The organism is Clostridium fermenticellae (assembly GCF_003600355.1).
In the GTDB taxonomy this organism is placed as follows: domain Bacteria; phylum Bacillota; class Clostridia; order Clostridiales; family Clostridiaceae; genus Clostridium_AV; species Clostridium_AV fermenticellae.
The window spans coordinates 1,351,428-1,370,602 of record NZ_CP032416.1; the positions used below are offsets into that span (position 1 = coordinate 1,351,428).

The window sequence follows — 19,175 nt, forward strand, 5'->3', positions numbered from 1 at the left end:
ATTCGATACTCAAAAGTTATAAAGACAATATTGACATTTAAGGAGACTATTAAAAAAATTGATAGAAAAGACTATCTTCAACCATTGGCTATCTAGATGGAGAAGATAAAAATATAATCTGGAGAGTTTGATAATATGAGTAAATTTTCTAATTTATTGGACATGATAATACTCTTAAAGAGCAGAGGTAAAATGAAATGCAAGGATATAGCTGAAGAATTGGAGGTCGATGAAAGACAAATCAGAAAATATAAGCAGGATTTAGAGTTGGCCGGAGTAAATATAGCTTCTGTAACAGGTGTTGATGGAGGATACAGCATAGAAGGATATGATTATTTATTGAATTTAAATATCAGTGATGAAGATTTAGCAATACTTAATTTAGTAAATCTTCAATTGAAAAGCATGAATTTTCTGTATTGTAAAGAGTTTAATAATTTAATGGATAAAATGAATGTGATTAGCAAATCTAATAGTAAAAATTGTGCCCGGTATTTTCAAAAATCTGCAAGAGAAAATGTTGATGTTAAAGATAAAAAGAAAGTTTTAGATATAAACTATTCAGTAATAACTAAAAGAAAAGTAGAAATAAAGTATTTTTCACTAAGCTCTGGATTAAGTATCAGAATAGTTCATCCCTATGTTATTATGAGTTATAAAAATTCTCTTTATATGATAGCATTTTGTGAAAAGAGAAAAGAAGTAAGAGATTTTAAAATATCTAGAATTAAAGAATATAGAATATTAGATTCTAAATTTCAGATGGATAAAAACTTTTCATTAAAAAAATATATGAAAGACAGCATTGGAATTTATAGAGATAGTAAATTAAATGTAAAGCTGCATATTTATAAGCCAATGTCATATATAATAAGTGAGAAAACATGGGTTGAAAATCAGAAAATCACCTGGAACGATGATGAATCTATAATATTTAAGGCATCTATGTCTGGAAAAACAGAAATAGTTAGTTGGATATTAAGTATGGGAGGCAATGTGAAAGTTATAGAACCTGAAGAGCTTAAAATAGCAATAAAAGAAGAAATTGATAAAATCCAAAAATATTATTAATAGTGATACTGATTACAATTATTTAGTGTAATCAGTATTTTTGCTATTATGGCATAATTAGTTCCTAAAGGCTTGTTATAATAAATTTATAAGACAATTTGGGGAAAGAAGGTGAAAAATGTGAGATTTAAATGTACTTTTAAAACAGAAAAAATACCACTATGTTATCATATGATGCTTGTAAGTATGATAAAAGAAGCACTTAAGGCAGAAGATGAGGAATATTTAAATAAACTATATTATTTTCAAAATAAGAAGAATAAAAAATCAAAGAACTTTACTTTTTCTGTTTACCTGAAGGATTACAAAATAGATAAAGAAGAAATAAAGATCAATGGTTTTGTGCAAATTAATATATCTTCACCTGACATTGAATTCATGTTGAAGCTTTATAATGGTATTTTAAAGAAGAAATCATTTCAATATAAGAAAATATACCAAATAGATAAACTTAAGATAACTATTCAGCAGGAAAAAAACATTTTAAAAGAAGAATTATGCTTTAAAACATTATCACCTATTTACATGAAAGACATAAATGGAAATTCAATTTCTCCTACGAGTAATGAATATTCTAAAGAATTTAATTATATTCAAAACAAAATTCTCGAAAATTATAGAGGTTATGGTTTAAAAGAAAATGTACAATTTGCACCTGTATTAATGGAAGAAAAAGTTGTTAAGGAAGAAATAAAAGATTTTAAAAAGGTTTCTGGTAAAGACATATATTATGTTGAAGCTTATTCTGGAATATTTAAACTATGTGGTGATGTTCAAGATTTGAAGGATATATATATGTTAGGTGTGGGATATCGCAGGAATCAAGGTTTTGGAATGATAGAGGTGGTGTAATGGAGGTGAAATTTTATGACAACTATAAAACTGAAGATGTCAGATTGGTTATATAATGCTGGATTGGTTGGATTGATAAAAATATTGAACCAAGAAGAAATATCCTACAATCCTAAAGGAAAGTATTTTGAATTTGAAGCTGATGCTTTGGTAAACTTCGAAGAAAAATATTTTAAATACTTTTCTCGAAAATATAAAAGATTTACTTCTTGGTATAAAATAGTTAGCTTTGAAGATTATATAATTAATTTTGATAAAAATAAAGTTAGTGACAAGAATTTAGAAACAATCAATAATTATATTGAAAATATAAAAAAAAAGTTAACAAGTAACAGTTATAAGAGTGCATACCTTTTACTTAAAAACCCGGAAATAGATTTACTTGAAAAGGAAAAGAAACTAAAGAAGATAAAGAAAACTAAAAAGCAGAACATAAAAGATGTAGTAGAAGAAATTTGTAATCAATTAAATAATCTAAAACTTATAATAAATTATTTAAAAAGAGATGATGTAAAAAGAATAATTATAGCTAAAAATATAATTTATAATATTATACAACAGTTTTGGTCAGATGTTAGTTTCTTAAATAGAAATAACAGTAAAAATGATATGTTTCAAGAGTATAAGACATATTTCATTGATGGAGTCTTAAATTATGCTGAAGCAGAGAAGAAAAAGTACAAATATGATTGTTTTACTTGTGACAATAAAATATCTAAATTATCTAAACCGAAAGCATATGATTTAACATGGTTAAGTAAGATTGGTGTAGATATGTCAAGAAAATCATCACATTTTTGGAATTTTAATGGTGACTCATATATATGTCCAGTATGTAATTTAGTTTATTCATGTGTTCCGGCAGGCTTTACTATTTTAAAAGGTAAAGGTTTATTTATAAATCAAAATTCAAGTATAGAAGATTTATTTAGTGCGAATACATTATCATTGGAAGGCATTGATAAATTTCAGAAGTTAGAGGAACAAGGATATTTTAATATAGTAAAAAATATAGAACAAGGTAGTGTTGAAAATTTTAATAAGGAAATTGAAAATATACAAGTTGTTAAATATGATTTTCAAAATGTTAGGAGGCCTTATTCTTTTAATTTGTTATCAAAGTCAAAGCTTGTACTTATATATAAAAATAGAAAAAGATTAAGTAAATTAATAAATGTATATATAAAAATATCAAAGGACTATTATATAAATTTATATTCGGAAGTATTAGAAAGACTTTATAATAATAAAAATCAATTTAGTTTTATAAATTATTTACTTTCCTTAAATTTAGAAGGTAAATTCAATGGAATTGGTTTTATTTATTTGATCTTAAAAATTAATCATGATTTTTTACAAGGAGGTATGAGGAAGAAGATGACAAAGTATAAAAATAAAGGTGAGTATATAGATACTTTTGAAAGATATGGTTTGGAGTTGCGTTCTGGATATTCAGGTAGCAGTAAAAATAAAATTTCTGGAATAACCTATAGGCTTTTAAATTCATTGAAAATTAAAAATACATCTAAATTTATGGAGACTTTAATAAATGCATATCTGTATTTAAATAGTCCAATACCAACAGATTTTATAGGTATGTTGAAGGATGAAAATAAGTTTCAGGAAATTGGGTATGCATTTTTAATAGGACTTCAAGGATATGAGGAGGAAAAATAATATGAATAAAAAAGGATTAACTGCAAGTTTTATATTTGAGGCTGAAAGTGCTAATTACGGTGAAGGTGTTGGAAATGTAGCTGCATTAAAGAAGATATCAAGAGGTACAGGCGAAAGCTATACTTATATATCAAGACAAGCACTTAGATATAATATTGTACAACAAATGGGTGAAGATAATACTCCTTTAGACTTGGATGGATCTGTAATTCAATTTGCGATTGATGCTACAATAAAAGAGTATCCTGAGATTGATTTATTTGGATATATGAAAACTAAAAAGCCAGGTAGGACAAGGGCTGCGGTAGTAAGATTATCAAATGCTATTTCACTTGAAAGTTTTAATTCTGATATGGATTTTTTGACAAATAAATCATTACTTGATAGATATACACAGCAAGGAGAAGAAATAAAGGGAGGAAATATAGCTCAAAGTGAAATCCATAAATCATATTATGCTTATACTATAGCTATTGATTTAGATTTGATTGGGGCAGATGGAGAAATTGAAATAGAAAACAGCGAAAAGGCTAAAAGAATAAATAAATTATTGGAAACTATTAAGTTTTTATACAGAGATATAAAAGGAAGAAGGGAAAATTTATCGCCTGTTTTTGCTATTGGAGGCGTATACGATTTGAAAAATCCTTTCTTTGAAAATAAATTAAGAGTATATAAAAACAATGTAATGATAAATAGTATAGAAAGTGTTTATAATTTGGATAAAAGCATTAAACCAAATACAAAGGTTGGCTTAATAAACGGAATATTTAATAACGAGAAACAAATAAGTGAGAAGCTTTCAACAGTTGATATGGGAGAATTTTTTAGTCAATTAGAAGATGAAGTTAATTCATATTATCTAGAAAGTAAGTAGGTGATTTTATGAATGAAAAAAAAGCTATAAGGTTAGAGCTGTATCAAAACTTAGTTAATTATAAGAAACCTACTAGTTTTCAACTTAAAGAGACATATCCTCTTCCTCCATATTCAACAGTAATAGGTATGATTCATAACTTGTGCAGTTTTGATGAATATGTTCCTATGAAGGTTAGTATACAGGGTAAATATCATTCAAAAATAAATGATTTGTATACAAGATATGAATTTGCTGGAGCTGCATTTGAAGAAGGCAGACATAATATAAAAATTATGAATTCGGAAGATGAAAAGTATTATGGAGCAATAAGGGGAGTTTCCACAGCAGAACTTCTTGTTGGTGTAAAGCTATTAATACACATAGTTCCAGAAAATCAGAAGCTTATTCGGTTTATATATGATTCCTTAAAAAATCCTAAGGAATATATGTCTTTAGGGAGGAGGGAAGATCTAGCTGTAATTGAAAGTATAAATGTAGTTAATATTAAGAAAACGCTAATGGATAACTCTAAAAAGTTGGATTATGATGCATATATACCTGTAAGTTTATTTGATAAGTACAGTTTTAAAGCTAAAGGAACAATTTACAACTTAAATAAAAAATATGATAAAGCAAATATAAAAAAAGATGTTCAAATAAGAAAGTGGGAAAAAATTAAAGTTATTCATGGAGTTGCTAATATGAATGAAGTATATAGTGAAGTAGAAACCATTTTGGATGATTACGGGAACTTTGTATTTCTAGCTTAAGTATTATGCGGGTAAATTGTTTTAACTAAAATTCATACATGTTTCATAATATGTTATTAAATATCAATTTAAAGTATGTATGGATATATTTATTAAACTTTTGTTAGAGGGTGCTCGATTATGATTAATTATTATATAGCAAAAACGAAACCGAAAGAAACTATAATGGAACATACTGATAATTTAATAAAACAGTTTCAAAAATTAAAAAAACTTTATCCAAATATAAATTATGTTGACTGGGATATGCTTAAGATTGCGTGTTTATATCATGATTTAGGAAAGATGAATACCAAATTTCAATTAAAATTAATGAGTAAACTTGAAATGAAAAATGATTTAAAAGATGATTTTCCGGATATAGAAGAAATACCACATGGATATTTGAGTCCAGCGTTTTTACCTTATAAGGAACTTAAGGAAAAATACAATATAGATCAAATTAGAATATTGTATCAAAGTATATATTATCATCATAACAGGAAATCTTTAAATAATTCGGAGGAACTTCAAAAAATAATACAATATGATCTGAGTAAATATGTAAAGGACTTTAAGTATGGTAAGATTAGGAAATTAAGAAAATTATATAAGAACTATGTAAGATTTGTAATTGGAAATGCTAGAATACCAAATGATGATAAGGATGAAATAGTTTATCAATACATAATGACTAAAGGATTGTTAAATAAGATAGATTTTGCTGCAAGTGCCAGTATAAATATAGAAGAGAAAAATACAAATTTGTATGAAAAAACCTTGGCATATTTGAAAAAAGATAATCATGAACCTAATGAACTTCAAGAATACTTAATTGATAATCAAGATAAAAGCAATATAATAGTAGCATCAACAGGAATAGGAAAAACAGAAGCTGCTCTATTTTGGATTGGAAATAATAAGGGATTTTTTACACTTCCATTAAAAGTTTCAATAAATGCTATATATGATAGGGTTGTTGGAAAAATAAGATTTTTAAAGAAAAAAACAGGTCTTCTTCATTCCGATACATCATCAGAATATATTAAGAGAGATAAAGAAAATAAGTTTGATATAGAATACTATGATAAAACTAGACAATTATCGCTTCCACTAACTGTGTGTACATTAGATCAATTGATAGATTTTGTATTTATGTATGAAGGTTATGAATTAAAATTAGCAACCTTGGCATATTCAAAACTCATAATAGATGAAATACAAATGTATAATCCAGAATTAGTTGCTTATCTTATAATTGCATTGCATAAAATAATACAATTAGGTGGAAAATTTACTATAGTTACTGCGACTTTTCCACCTGTATTTGAATATTTTATGGAAAAATTAAAAATAGATTTTAATAAACCGCAACCATTCTACAAAAAAGTTAATGGAAAAGTTCAGTTAAGGCACAAAATTGAAATTTTGGAAGAAGATATAAATACAGAGTTAATTAAAAATAACTGCATGGATAAAAAGGTTTTAATAATAGTAAATACTGTTTATAAGGCTCAAGAAATATATGATAAGCTTAAGATTCAGTTAAAAGGAAAACTACAATATGATAAGATAAATTTGCTTCATAGTAAATTTATAAAAAAAGATAGGACTATAAAAGAAGATCAAATTTTTGAAATGGGAAAGTTAGAAAATAAGGATACTGGAATATGGATAGCAACTCAAGTTGTAGAAGCAAGTTTGGATATAGATTTTGATGTGCTTTATACTGAATTATCGGATATTTGTGGACTTTTGCAGAGAATGGGGAGAGTTTATAGAAATAGAGAACTTAAAGATGGACATATTAATGTTTACATTTATATTGGAAATAAAAAAAGAACATCTGGAATAAATACTAGTAATAAATCAGTTATAGATTCTGATATATTTGATTTATCTAAGAAAGCAATAAAAAATTATAATATGCAGGAATTAGATGAAGAGAAAAAAATGAAACTTGTGGAAGAAGTATACTCTGTTAAAAATTTAAAAGATAAGAAATACTTTGATAAAATCTTAGAAACAATAAAAACAATTCAGTATATAAAACCATATGAAGTTCATAAAAGTGATATTTCTTTAAGAGAAATTGAAACAAGAGTAGTTATTCCAGAAAGTATATTTATAAAAAATAAAAGTTTTATAAATGATAATATAGAAGTAATGAATAATTCCAAAGAATACAGTGAAAAATTAATTGCTAAAAATAATATTAAAAATATAACTTTAAGTATACAAGGGTATGAATATCAGTGGGCTATTAAAAATCTTTTTGTAAATACTGAAAAAGTAAAACTTGATGACTATAATGAAATACCTGTAATTAGATTCAATTATACTTATGAAAAAGGGCTTGAAAAACCTAAGAATGTAAAATCATTTGATGATGAAGATCAAATTATATAGGGTGATGAAAATGAAATTTAACTTAGAAAATTTTAAAGTTCAGGGAATAAAATTTAACTATTATTTTGTTTGCAAAAGAAAGCTGTGGCTTTTTAATAAAGGAATAACTATGGAAGATACCAGCGACAGAGTCATGGAAGGAAAAACAGTTCATGAGGATTCTTATTCAAGGTTAAAGACAAGAGAAGTTTTAATTGATGACATGTTGAGATTGGATATAATGGATAAGGAGTTTGTACGTGAAATAAAGATAACAAGTAAAATGGAAGGTGTTGATAAGATGCAGCTTCTTTACTATTTGTATTATTTAAAACAGCTTGGGGTTGAGAAAAAAGGTGTTTTAAATTATGTAAAAGAAAGAAGAAATGAAATTGTTGAATTAGATAAAAAATCAGAACTGGAGATAGAAAAAACCTTAGTAGATATAGATAAGATTTTAAATAAGGACAAGCCTCCGAGAATCATAAAACTTTCATATTGTAAAAAATGTGCCTATTATCAATTTTGTTTTGTAAAGGAGGCTTAATGGTTATGGGTAAGGATTATTATATATTTACTGATGGACAGATAAAAAGAAGAGAAAATACAATCCATTTTAGTAATGGCGGAGATTTATCTAGAGATATTCCAATAGAAGCAGTTGAAAGATTGCATCTTTTTGGTGAAATAACATTAAACACTAAGTTTTTTAACTTTATAAGCAAGTATGGTGTTATAGTAAATTTTTATAATTATTATGGATTTTATTCTGGAAGTTATTATCCAAGAAAAAAGAATGTATCAGGATATTTATTGGTGAATCAAGCCGATTTTTATAATAAAAAAGAAAAGAGAATGTATATAGCTAAATGTTTCATTGATAGCGCTGCTCATCATATACTTAGAAATCTGAGAAAACATAAGATAGATACAGAAGAGGTTATAAAAAAGATTGAAAAAGAAAGAATAAACATGATATCTTCTAAAAATATAAACGAGTTAATGGGAGCAGAGGGAAGAATGAGAAATGCTTATTATTCTGCTTACAATTATATTTTGAAAAATGGATTTACCTTTGAAAAAAGAGAAAAGAGGCCACCATCAGATCCTGTAAATTCATTAATTTCTTTTGGAAATAGTATGATGTATACAACTGTTTTAGGAGAAATATATAAAACTCAGTTAGATCCTACTATAAGTTTTCTTCATGAACCTTCCACAAAAAGATTTTCTTTATGTCTTGATATATCTGAAATTTTCAAACCATTAGTAGTAGATCCTTTGATATTTTCACTTATTAATAATAGAATGATAACAATGAATGATTTTGATATTCAAGAGGATGTATGTTTTTTAAATGATAAAGGTAGAAAAAGATTTATAAAGGAATATGAAAATAAACTTTCAACTACCATAAGGCATAGAAGTTTAAATAGAAATGTATCTTACAGAAATTTTATAAAACTTGAATGTTATAAACTTATAAAATATTTTATTGGTGATGAAGTTTACAAACCGTTGAAAGCATGGTGGTAGTATGTTTGTTATATTAACTTATGATGTTGGTGAAAAAAGAGTAAACAGGGTAAGAAAAATTGTAAAAAAGTATTTAACATGGACACAAAATTCGGTTTTTGAAGGAGATATAACAGAATCCAAGCTTCATAAATGCTTATCTGAAATAAATAGAAACACAGTAAGGTCAGAAGATTCAGTTTATATTTATAGAGTGCAAAATTCTAACAATATAAAGAAAGATATAATAGGAGTAGAAAAAAATTATGATGAATTGTTTCTTTAAATTTTGCATTAAACCCCATTTTTTATAAAGTACAGTAAAAGCATTGATATTGAAGGAATGAACTGCCTTTGCTATAATGTTAACATGCACTACTGGAGGTTTACTGCAAATGTATTGAATTTGAGAGTTTCATAAAGTCCTGTAAGCAAGAAAAATAAGGCTTTAGGGTTTTTTGAATTTTGGGGTTTTATAAGAACTATGTGGTATGTAAATTTAAATAAACCATCAGCATTTATAACACATGGCATATGTTTTATAAGAACTATGTGGTATGTAAATTTAATGTAGACCAATTTGGTAAGGATTTGACTCAAAGTTTTATAAGAACTATGTGGTATGTAAATCGTAATTCTATAGAAGTTGATTATATAGATTTACCCTGTTTTATAAGAACTATGTGGTATGTAAATAAAGGTGTGCAAGATGCACAAGGAAACTGGAGTACAGTTTTATAAGAACTATGTGGTATGTAAATTCCGGAAGGAGATTCAATTTTAATAATTTGGATAAGGTTTTATAAGAACTATGTGGTATGTAAATCTTCTAAGATAGGGAAGTGTCCTATCTGTGGAGAAGGTTTTATAAGAACTATGTGGTATGTAAATCCAAGAGTTTCAGTAAGAGTAATAAGTCCTTGCCTTGTTTTATAAGAACTATGTGGTATGTAAATGTGTGGTGGCTGATGATTTAACACCTGCACAGATAAGTTTTATAAGAACTATGTGGTATGTAAATATTGAAAACTCTACTTCAAGCATTAGGATCCAAAACGGGTTTTATAAGAACTATGTGGTATGTAAATGCACAAATGTTTTGATACAAAAAGCTTCAGAGGGATGTTTTATAAGAACTATGTGGTATGTAAATGATCTTAAAGGCTCTCTGGAATTCAGACACGCCACAGTTTTATAAGAACTATGTGGTATGTAAATAAGGAAAGTTTTAATGCTATAATAGAAACTGCACTGTTTTATAAGAACTATGTGGTATGTAAATCCATGTACGTATTTAACAAGTGCCGGAACGAGACACTGTTTTATAAGAACTATGTGGTATGTAAATGCTATAAGGAACGATATATCGGCTGAAAACATTCAAGTTTTATAAGAACTATGTGGTATGTAAATTTTACATTCCTTATCTATTACTTTTAAACTTCCCAGTTTTATAAGAACTATGTGGTATGTAAATACAGATACACCTATTTGGTTAGCAAGCTATGGGAGACGTTTTATAAGAACTATGTGGTATGTAAATGTAGTGTACATTCTGTTTCATTAACAACAACTTCATGTTTTATAAGAACTATGTGGTATGTAAATGAAGAATTGTAGTTGGTATAACAGCTGAAGTATCTCGTTTTATAAGAACTATGTGGTATGTAAATCCTTTTAAGCAACTAAATCATATAAATTATGTTGCTTGTTTTATAAGAACTATGTGGTATGTAAATGTGTAAAAAGCTGATAGGCGAAAGACAGCTTGTCTGGTTTTATAAGAACTATGTGGTATGTAAATTTTTACGGATATCTCTCTATTTTTACAGATATCTGGTTTTATAAGAACTATGTGGTATGTAAATTATGATGCTTTTCATCTAATAACATTATTAGAAGTGGTTTTATAAGAACTATGTGGTATGTAAATCTTTCGCCCGCCAATAGTAAATGATGAAAACTAATAGTTTTATAAGAACTATGTGGTATGTAAATTTTTCTTTTTTGCTAAAAAGCAAATAAAAATATTAATGTTTTATAAGAACTATGTGGTATGTAAATACTCTATTTACATGTTCTCTAATTTGGTTAATCATGGTTTTATAAGAACTATGTGGTATGTAAATTTAAAGGAACTTTGGTTCAAAGGACTGACACGCTACGTTTTATAAGAACTATGTGGTATGTAAATTGCATCTGCAGCGTCTTTATAAGGGTCATCTATAATGTTTTATAAGAACTATGTGGTATGTAAATTTGATGGCCTTGCTGATTATTCTAGGGAAGATGGTTGTTTTATAAGAACTATGTGGTATGTAAATTCAGCAACATCTATAGGAAGAATTAAATCAGCATCATGTTTTATAAGAACTATGTGGTATGTAAATTTATATTATTAATTCGCTTAAGTAGCCCATATTTTAGTTTTATAAGAACTATGTGGTATGTAAATCAGTGCTATACAGTTGCAACAAAAGAAGAACAGGCAGTTTTATAAGAACTATGTGGTATGTAAATGTGGTAATATAATATTATAAAAAGTATTTAAAGGACATTTTATAAGAACTATGCGGGATGCAATGGTTATTATTGTGATATAACTGAAGAATATTTTAATCTCTTGTGTGGAATTCTCCCATACTTTATAGGTGGGAGATGTACAGCACTTGCCGATAAGCAACAAATGTTATAATCTATAATCGATTACATATACTGAATTTATTAATGTTTAAAGAGTGCGAGTAGTAGATTAATAAAAAAGAGTTCCCGAAGATAAGAAACCAGTTATAGAAAAGGTAAATAATATATTACCTAAAGTAATAGTCATGTATTCAATAAAACAAGAAATGAATCATTCATAGAATAGAATATTACCGTTGATAAATAAGAGATAAACTTCAAGTAGATGGTATTGACAATCGAAGAGGTATTAAATTCTATAGTATTAACATATGAAAATTATCTTAAAGATATTGCATTTACTAAATACTTATATATATAAACGTTTATAAAATCATATATTAATGAAGAATATGTAAATGCAAAACCGTAAATATCTTATAAATAGTTGAAATTTTTAAAAGGGGGAATTATTTATGCATGAATTAACGCAATTAATTAAAGATGACATGAAGCCTGCATTAGGGGTAACAGAACCAGGAGCAATTGCTTTTGCAGTAGCGAAAGCGAGAAGCTATACAAAAGGAAATTTAGTAAAAATAAATGTAGCAATGAACAGTGGTATGTATAAGAATGCATTTACATGCGGTATACCAAACAGCAGCGAGGTTGGCAATGTCTTTGCTGCGGCACTTGGGTATGTGGCAGGAGATGCTGAGAAAGGCCTTGAAGCATTGGAAAATGTAACAAGGGAAGATAATATAGAAGCTAGCAAACTGGTAAAGGCTGGTGCTGTTTCAGTAGAGCTTAAGGGAATTACAAGTAAAATATTTATAGAGGCTGCAGTTGTTACTGAAAGTGATACAGCAGTTGTCACTATTAACGATTCTCACACTAATATCACAAAGATTACTGTAAATGGAAAAATAGAAATGGAACAAAGATGTGAAAAAGAAGACGACGGTGATGAGCTGTCAAAAGGAACATTTGATATACATAAATACACTCTTCAGCAATTATATGATTATATTGCAACTGTTGATATTAAAGAAATAAGTTTTATAAAAGAAGCTTATAAAGTTAATCTGGAATTATTTGGTGAAGGGTTAAAGAATCCTAGAACAACATTTGCGAGGCATCTTTTAAAAAACAATGAAGGAAAGGAAATCTCCAAAGATGAACAGTCTACTGCATCTTTACTGTGTAATGCGGCAATTGAAGCCCGTGTAATTGGTTTGGATAAGCCAGCAATGAGCATTACAGGTTCAGGTGCCCATGGAATTATAGCTACCATGCCTTTGTATGCAGCTTATAAAGTAAATGATTATACTGAAGAACAGCTGCTTCGCGCTACCGCATTAAGCTATTTAGTCTGCATGTATATTAAAGAGTATTCTGGAAAACTTTCAGCCTTCTGTGGCTGTGCAATAGCAGCCGGTACTGGAATGGCCTGCGCGCTGGTATACTTACGAGGGGGGACGGTAGATATGATGATACATGTGATTAATAATATGGCAAGTAGTATTACTGGTATGATATGTGATGGTGGAAATCAGGGTTGTACCATGAAAGGAATTGTTGCTGTAGATGCTGCCTATAAAGCTGTGGATTTTGCAATGAACGGTATATATATTGATGATGTACATGGCATTAATGGTAAAACCCCTGAAGAAACCATGAAGAATATGGGCTGTATTGCATCTCCAGGAATGATTGGTACCGAAAAAACTATTGTAGAGATTTTTGAAAACAAAAGAAAGATTAATTCATAAGAATTTAATTATAAGCTTCACCCTTGTTATATCAAGGATGGAGCATTTTTTATGAAGTTTTGTTTGATATGCATTTAAACTTTCCATAATCAGCTATTGCAAACGTAACAATGTTATGTTACACTATTTTTATGAAGCAATTAAAGAGAGGATTGAACATATGAAGGAAGAAGATCTAATTTCCAAGAAAGAATTACTTAAAATAATGGATATATCTTATGGTCAATTATATAGATGGAAGCGAAAAAAACTTATACCTGAAGAATGGTTTATAAAAAAATCAAGTTTTACAGGTCAGGAAACATTTTTCCCGAGGGATGAAATATTAGATAGAGTAAAAAAAATTAAAAGCTTCAAGGAAGATGCATCATTGGATGAGCTTGCAGTTATATTTTCTCCAAATTTATCAACAGTATTTTTGGAAGAGAAAGATGTGCTCAAACAAAACATTGTTTCTAAGAATGCCATAAATCTATATAAGGATACTCATAAGGAAAGCAAGGGATTTTACTTTAATGAGTTATTATTCATGAATATTGTGGACAGATTTATTAAGTCTGGTAAGGCAAGCTTAGAAGAGGGAAAGCTTATCATGAATACCTTAGAAAAAAACTACAAAAATTTTGATGGCAGGTATTGTGATGTAGTTCTCATAAGAAAATTTGGAGTAGCATTTTGTCTTTTGATGCTGGTACCGAATGAAATATATATTGAAAGTGAGGCTGTACTTGTACTAAAAGTAGATTCCAGAGAATGTGTAGAGGAATTGAAATCTAAAATGAATTTATAATGGAGGAAATTTTTAAGATGGAAGAAAAATTAGTGGATATGAAAATTTCAGGTTCAGGTAATATTAATGGTGGAAGATATAATGAAGTGAAAATCAGTGGAGCTGCTAAAGTTGAAGGTGATATAGAGTGTCACAGTTATAAGTGCTCGGGTTCTTCTTTTACTAATGGAAGTGTCAAAGCTCATATGGTTGGAATCAGCGGAAGTACTAAGCTATCAGGAAATATTAATGCTGATGAAATAACAGTAAGCGGTTCATTGCATATATTGGGTGATGCTGATACGAAAAAAATGAAAATAAGTGGGGGATCTGATATTGGTGGTAGTTTGCATGCAGAAGAAGTACAAATATCAGGTACAGTTTTCATGAATGGAGACTGTGAGGCAGAAAACTTTAATGTGAGAGGAGAATTTAAAATAGGAGGATTATTAAATGCAGGAAATATTGATGTAGAGATGTGTGGAAGCTGTAGGGTAAAAGATATAGGGGGAGAAAACATAAAAGTAAAATTGGGGAGAAGACGCCTTTTTACTAAAATGCTGAATTTTTTTGCAAATGGTGGAAGACTTGAAGCAGGTACAATAGAAGGTGATGATATATTTTTAGAAAATACTACAGCAAAGATAGTAAGAGGAAATAATGTTGTAATAGGGGATAATTGCGATATTGAAGTTATAGAATATAGAAATAAAGTAAATATTGACAGCACGTCTAAGACAATATGCAAGAAAATAGATTAAGTTAAAAATAATGTGTATTATAAGAATATAATTAGTTTTTTTTATATTAATACAAATACACATTGTGTAATACAATATTGAATTAAGTCAGAAAAAGCATAAGTATAATGCTTTTTCTGACTTTTTTAATAAAGAGTAATTTAAATTTGTATTAAAACTTTTTTATATCATATCAAACGTTTTCATTGATTAGGTTTTAACAATAAATTTTTCATTGATTGTTAAAAAAATTTTTTACGGTAAAATCAATGCTTTGCGGGATATTAAAAAAATGTAAATAAAATTTTATGAGTCTTTTAAAACTTTGGCATGTCATTTGCTTAATATATCTGTGTAAAAAACAAAATTAGATATGAATAGTAAACCTGAGGAGGTAAGTTAAAATGAAAAAAGTCCAATTAAAAGATGTATCACCATATCTTGCTCCATTACACTTTGATATGAGATCAATGAAATTGCATGGAACAGAAGAAACAGGCGCAAAACAATTCTGGATGGGAATGTCATATTTCTTACCAGGTGGTGGAGCTGAGTATGCTTATGAAGATTCACCTACTGAAAAAATATACTTTATATTAGATGGAGAAATCACAGTAAAATCAAAAACTGAAACATTTGTACTTAAAAAGAATGACTCTATTTTTATAGGACCAAATGAAGGAAGAGAAATGATTAATGAAACAAATACTGTAGCTACAGTATTAGTGATTATAAGCTATAAATAATAGTATTTATATAGATTAAATATTTAAGGAGATGACAAAATGGTTGAAAAGCAATTTGTAAATAATTTATTCGACGTTAAAGGAAAAGTTGCTCTTATAACTGGTGCTACAGGTGCTTTTGGAAAAGCAGTTGCTTTTGGATATGGACATGCAGGAATGAAAGTTTTTATCACAGGACGTGGAGATACAAAATGCAAAGCACTTTGTGATGAATTGAAGTTAGCAGGAATAGAGTGTGGATATTCAATAGGAGATCCTGCAGTAGAAGAAGATGTTCAGAAAGTTGTTAAAGATGCAGTTGCTAAATTTGGAGAAATAAATGTATTAGTAACAGCAGCAGGATATAATAATCCTCAACCAATAGTAGAGCAGAAATTAACTGAATGGAAGAAAATTATGGATTCAGATGTTCAGGGAACATGGTTGTTCTGTAAATATGTTGGACAACAAATGATTGATCAGGGAAAAGGCGGAAAGGTTATAATGGTATCTTCTGCTCGTTCTAAGATGGGTATGGCTAACTATACAGGATATTGTACAGCAAAAGCTGGTATTGATCTTATGGCTCAATCACTTGCATGTGAATGGACTGCAAGATATGGTATAAATGTTAATACAGTTAATCCAACAGTATTCCGTTCAGATTTAACTGAGTGGATGTTTGATACTGGAAGTGCTGTTTACAAAAATTTCTTAAAACGTCTTCCAATTGGACGTCTTGGAGAACCTGAAGATTTCATAGGACCATGCATATTTCTTGCATCAAGTGCAAGTGACTTTATGACAGGTGCAAATATTGCTACAGAAGGTGGATATTGGGCTAATTAGTTCAATTTTAGCAAGCAAATTAAAACATAGAACAATAAATAAATGTAATATATTAGGAGGAATATAAAAATGGGAAAGAAAGTTTATATAGATTTAACACATCCGTTCAGTGCAGAGATACCACGTTGGCCTTATTTTGCAAAACCAGTAGTTGATTCTATGCATACAATGGCAAAAGGTGGAGTTCTTACACAAAGAATTGATTGTGTACAACATACTGGTACACATTGTGATGCCCCACGTCATGTTATGGAAATTGAATTTGATGGAAAACGTGCTCGTTATACTCACGAAATGCCAGTTGATGCATACATGGGAGATGCAGTTTGCTTAGAAATTAAAGTTGAGCGTTGGGGATTAATCACAGCAAAACATCTTGAAGACGCTTGTAAACGTGCAAATATCAAACCAGAAGAATTAGAGGGAATGGTTGTTTGCTTAAATACAGGAATGCATCGTAAATTTGATGATTCAAAAGAATACTATCATTATTCATGTGGAACAGGTGTTGAAGCAGGAAAATGGTTTGTAAAGCACAAAGTTAAATGTGTTGCTATGGATTTACAGGCTCTTGACCATCCACTTCATACTGCTATGGGTAATAATGGAGCTACTCGTATGAACCTACTTGGTGCATCAGGAAAACCAATTACAGAAGAATACAAAGAGCAGTTTGGTGAAGAAGCATATGCTGAATTTGATAAAGAAGAATATATAAGAATTCATGGAAAAGAAGCATATGACGCTAAATTTGGTGATCTTGAAGCAATTGGATGCTGGGGAACATGGGAGCCTTGCCATAAGGAATTATTAGGACATGGTATTGTTGGAGTTGAAAATCTTGGTGGAGATTTAGACAAGGTATCCGGAAAACGATTCAGATTCTTATGCTTACCAATAAGATGGTATATGGGTGATGGATCTATGGTTCGCTGCGTTGCAGAAATAGATGAGGATGATGTAAATAAAGGCGTATCAGATAGAACTTACACATATGGAGGCCTTTAATCTTAAACTAATGGTTAAATAAATAATTTGACGTAAAACAAGCTAGACTTGTCTATAATAAATTCAATACAATAGATTTATTGTAGGCAAGTCTAATTATATATTATAGATTATAACCTTATTATATATTAGATTTTCAGTAATTACTAGTTTAAAGAATATTTAGAAAATAAATTCAAAATTTTTATTGACAATTAAACGAAGTATATTGTCAATTGTTAATAAAATGTCAAGGAGGTTACTATGAGTAACATAAAATTATCAAAATTTAATATTTTTACAATTTTATTAATACCATTTGTTTGGATATATGAACTTTCAGTAGTTGCTCCAATTTTGGGTAAGGTAGGGGAAGCATTTCCTACTGCATCTACTTTTGAATTACAGTTAGTTGTTGTTATGCCATTTATTGCATCTATTCCTTTTAGTATAATTTCAGGAAAGTTGGCTAGAAAATATGATAAGAAAAATTTAATTGTACTAGGCTTGCTCATTTATGGAATTGCTGGTGTAACTCCATTTTTCTGTCGTACATTGCATCAAGTATTGATATTCAGGTTGATTACAGGTATTGGAGTCGGAATGGTATTACCTTTACCAAATTCTATAATTGCAGAATTATTTACAGGAACCCAAAGGGAAAGAATGCTTGGAGCAACGACTAGTGTAGCGAATGTAGCTAATGTAATTGATAGTATAGCAGTAGGATTTATTTTAACACTTGGATGGAGATATCCATTTTTATGTTTCCTTGTTTGTATTCTTATAATGTTTGTTGCGATGGCTGGATTACCAAAATGTCCTCCAGTTGTTCAAGATATTAATGCTTCAAGTGAACAGTTTTCTGGCACGGGAGTTCCAAAAATTGTTTACGCTTTACTTGCATTTATGGCTGTTAACTGGATGTTCTTTGCATTTAATATTAATAACACTGCTTTATTTATGACGTCTGAGCATATAGGATTACCTTGGATGATTGGTATAGCAATTTCTCTGCCGGGAGGAATCAGCATTATATCAGGAATAGTTTTTCCAAACTTTTACCATAAAACGAGAAATTTTTTGGTTCCTATAGCTGTAGCAATTTTTGCAGCAGGATATATAGTAATGTTCTTTACTCATAATTTTACAACTCAATGTGTTGCAAATTGCTTAATTGGATTTGGCTCTGGATTGCTTCCACCTTATATTTTAAATTTGACATCTCAAAAAGTTGAATTAGCAAAAAGAGACGCTGCATATGGTATTGTAACTGCTGGTATTCATGTTGGATTTTTATCCTCACCATTTGTTCAGCTTTTAATATCAGCTACAACAGGAATTGAAGCTTTTAGAAGCTTATATGGAATTTGTGCTATTGGGTTAGCTATTTGCACAGTTATAGCCTTCTTTGTAGTAGCAAGAATTAAGAAAGAACTAGTAATAGAAACAGTACAAGAATAATAATATATATTTCATGAAAACATTTTAATAATACCAAAATGCATCAAAACAATACATTCTTGTATTAAATCAAATAATAATAAACAGGCAATTTAAAAATTGTTATTTATATAACTAATACAAATATGAATTGTAG

At 28.7% G+C, this 19,175-nt stretch carries 16 protein-coding genes and 1 CRISPR repeat array; all 16 genes read left to right on the plus strand.

Annotated elements, in window-relative coordinates; all coding sequences use genetic code 11:
- The first annotated feature begins 135 nt into the window (after positions 1-135).
- The 16 genes from D4Z93_RS06465 (at position 136) to D4Z93_RS06540 (ending at position 19,039) form a co-directional block, all read left to right on the plus strand.
- Entirely contained in the window at positions 136-1,071 is a 936-nt protein-coding gene (locus tag D4Z93_RS06465) for a helix-turn-helix transcriptional regulator (RefSeq protein WP_119971505.1), read from the plus strand.
- A gap of 120 nt (positions 1,072-1,191) precedes the next feature.
- Positions 1,192-1,923 carry a CRISPR-associated endoribonuclease Cas6 gene (gene cas6, locus D4Z93_RS06470; RefSeq protein ID WP_119971508.1) on the plus strand — a complete coding sequence of 244 codons (732 nt, stop codon included), beginning with the start codon at positions 1,192-1,194 and terminating at the stop codon, positions 1,921-1,923.
- 15 nt (positions 1,924-1,938) lie between these two features.
- Positions 1,939-3,600, plus strand: coding sequence for a type I-B CRISPR-associated protein Cas8b1/Cst1 (cas8a1, locus tag D4Z93_RS06475; RefSeq protein ID WP_119971511.1), 1,662 nt, complete (start codon positions 1,939-1,941; stop codon positions 3,598-3,600).
- 1 nt (position 3,601) lies between these two features.
- Positions 3,602-4,477: a type I-B CRISPR-associated protein Cas7/Cst2/DevR gene (cas7i, locus tag D4Z93_RS06480; RefSeq protein ID WP_119971514.1), complete on the plus strand. Its 876-nt coding sequence runs from the start codon at positions 3,602-3,604 to the stop codon at positions 4,475-4,477.
- An 8-nt stretch (positions 4,478-4,485) separates the two neighbouring features.
- Positions 4,486-5,229, plus strand: a complete 744-nt coding sequence (gene cas5 / locus D4Z93_RS06485; RefSeq protein WP_119971517.1) for a CRISPR-associated protein Cas5 — start codon at positions 4,486-4,488, stop codon at positions 5,227-5,229.
- Between the two features lie 120 nt (positions 5,230-5,349).
- Positions 5,350-7,617, plus strand: coding sequence for a CRISPR-associated helicase Cas3' (cas3, locus tag D4Z93_RS06490; RefSeq protein ID WP_119971520.1), 2,268 nt, complete (start codon positions 5,350-5,352; stop codon positions 7,615-7,617).
- 10 nt (positions 7,618-7,627) lie between these two features.
- The gene (cas4, locus tag D4Z93_RS06495) at positions 7,628-8,143 is read left to right on the plus strand and encodes a CRISPR-associated protein Cas4 (protein WP_119971522.1); all 516 of its coding nucleotides are present in this window, start codon (positions 7,628-7,630) and stop codon (positions 8,141-8,143) included.
- A 5-nt stretch (positions 8,144-8,148) separates the two neighbouring features.
- A complete protein-coding gene (cas1b, locus tag D4Z93_RS06500; protein WP_119974259.1) occupies positions 8,149-9,132 on the plus strand; it encodes a type I-B CRISPR-associated endonuclease Cas1b in 984 nt (327 codons plus the stop codon).
- A gap of 1 nt (position 9,133) precedes the next feature.
- Entirely contained in the window at positions 9,134-9,397 is a 264-nt protein-coding gene (gene cas2 / locus D4Z93_RS06505; protein WP_119971525.1) for a CRISPR-associated endonuclease Cas2, read from the plus strand.
- 184 nt (positions 9,398-9,581) lie between these two features.
- A CRISPR array of direct repeats spans positions 9,582-11,631; the repeat unit is 29 nt; unit sequence GTTTTATAAGAACTATGTGGTATGTAAAT.
- 578 nt (positions 11,632-12,209) lie between these two features.
- On the plus strand, positions 12,210-13,505 hold the full coding sequence (locus tag D4Z93_RS06510; RefSeq protein WP_119971527.1) for an L-cysteine desulfidase family protein: 1,296 nt from the start codon (positions 12,210-12,212) through the stop codon (positions 13,503-13,505).
- 160 nt (positions 13,506-13,665) lie between these two features.
- Positions 13,666-14,295 (plus strand): transcriptional regulator Cap37, encoded by a 630-nt coding sequence (locus tag D4Z93_RS06515; protein ID WP_119971530.1) that lies wholly within the window; start codon positions 13,666-13,668, stop codon positions 14,293-14,295.
- 17 nt (positions 14,296-14,312) lie between these two features.
- A complete protein-coding gene (locus D4Z93_RS06520; RefSeq protein ID WP_119971533.1) occupies positions 14,313-15,035 on the plus strand; it encodes a polymer-forming cytoskeletal protein in 723 nt (240 codons plus the stop codon).
- Between the two features lie 383 nt (positions 15,036-15,418).
- Complete coding sequence (locus D4Z93_RS06525; RefSeq protein ID WP_119971536.1) at positions 15,419-15,760, plus strand: cupin domain-containing protein; 342 nt, start codon at positions 15,419-15,421, stop codon at positions 15,758-15,760.
- Positions 15,761-15,799: 39 nt separating this feature from the next.
- Entirely contained in the window at positions 15,800-16,588 is a 789-nt protein-coding gene (locus D4Z93_RS06530) for an SDR family NAD(P)-dependent oxidoreductase (RefSeq protein ID WP_119971539.1), read from the plus strand.
- Between the two features lie 69 nt (positions 16,589-16,657).
- Entirely contained in the window at positions 16,658-17,596 is a 939-nt protein-coding gene (locus tag D4Z93_RS06535) for a cyclase family protein (RefSeq protein WP_119971542.1), read from the plus strand.
- Between the two features lie 243 nt (positions 17,597-17,839).
- Entirely contained in the window at positions 17,840-19,039 is a 1,200-nt protein-coding gene (locus D4Z93_RS06540; RefSeq protein ID WP_119971545.1) for an MFS transporter, read from the plus strand.
- The last annotated feature ends 136 nt before the right edge of the window (positions 19,040-19,175 follow it).